This is a genomic window from Pseudoflavonifractor sp. An184 (assembly GCF_002160305.1).
Taxonomy (GTDB): Bacteria; Bacillota; Clostridia; order Oscillospirales; family Oscillospiraceae; genus Lawsonibacter; species Lawsonibacter pullicola.
In genome coordinates, this window is the sequence record NZ_NFKI01000136.1 from 1 (window position 1) to 1190 (window position 1190).

Annotated in this window: 1 protein-coding gene and 1 pseudogene; both read left to right on the plus strand. The window is 57.6% G+C overall.

Features of this window, described 5'->3' with window-relative positions; all coding sequences use genetic code 11:
* A pseudogene (locus B5F19_RS16785) lies at positions 1-224 on the plus strand (replication protein); the annotation flags it as partial.
* Entirely contained in the window at positions 221-1063 is an 843-nt protein-coding gene (locus B5F19_RS16790) for an ATP-binding protein (RefSeq protein ID WP_009259634.1), read from the plus strand. The pseudogene B5F19_RS16785 and the gene B5F19_RS16790, both read left to right, overlap by 4 nt.
* Positions 1064-1190: the final 127 nt, after the last annotated feature.

Genomic DNA, 1190 nt, shown 5'->3' on the forward strand with positions numbered 1-1190 from the left:
AAAATGTCTTTCTTTCGCAATCAGAACTGGACGGGCTGAAAGCAGACCTGCCCGACAAATGGAACTACTACATTGACCGGCTATCCTGCCATATCGCGTCCAGCGGCAAGCGATACCGCAGCCATGCCGCCACAATCTACAAATGGGCGCAGGAGGACGCAGCCAGGAAAGCCCCGAAAAAGGGCATACCAGACTACTCATGCAAGGAGGGCGAGAGTTTATGAAGAACGAAATCAACGCTGTTTTGGAGAATATGACGGCCACCACCCCGGAGCCGGAGGACTACACCGGCGAGGACGGTTTACTGTACTGCGGCAAGTGCCGCAAGCCGAAAGAAGCCTATTTTGCGCCGGATAAGGCTGCTATCTTTGGCCGTGACCGCCACCCGGCAGAGTGCGACTGTCAGAGAGCCGCCCGCGAGGAACGGGAGGCCGCAGAGAAGCGGCGCAGGCACCTTGACACCGTGGAGGAACTGAAACGCCGGGGCTTTACCGACCCCACCATGCGGGACTGGACTTTTGAGAACGACAACGGCAGAAATCCGCAGGCCGGGATTGCCCGCCGGTATGTGGAACACTGGGAGGATATGCGAGCCGACAATATCGGCTGCCTGTTCTGGGGCGGCGTGGGAACCGGGAAAAGCTACCTTGCGGGCTGTATTGCAAACGCCCTCATGGAGAAAGAAATCCCCGTCCACATGACGAACTTTGCCCTTATCCTCAACGACCTTGCCGCCAGCTTTGAGAACCGCAACGAGTACATTTCCCGCCTTTGCCGCTATCCGCTGCTTATCCTTGACGACTTCGGCATGGAGCGCGGCACCGAGTATGGATTGGAACAGGTTTTCAATGTGATTGACAGCCGTTACCGTAGCGGCAAGCCGCTGATCGTCACGACCAACCTCACGCTGGACGACCTGCGGAACCCGGAGGACACCGCCCATTCCCGGATTTATGACCGCCTGCTTTCCATGTGCGTCCCGGTACGCTTTACCGGCGACAACTTCCGGCAGGAAACCGCGCAGCGGAAAATGGAGAGCATGAAGAAACTGATTACCGACTGAAAGGAGTATTGCCTATGGCAGATAGACAGCAGCACGACACCCGCACCACCCGCCGCCCCGACTGCGTGACGGAAATCCGCATGGGCAATTCCGTCCTTGTCGTGTCCGGCTATTTCAAGAAAGACAC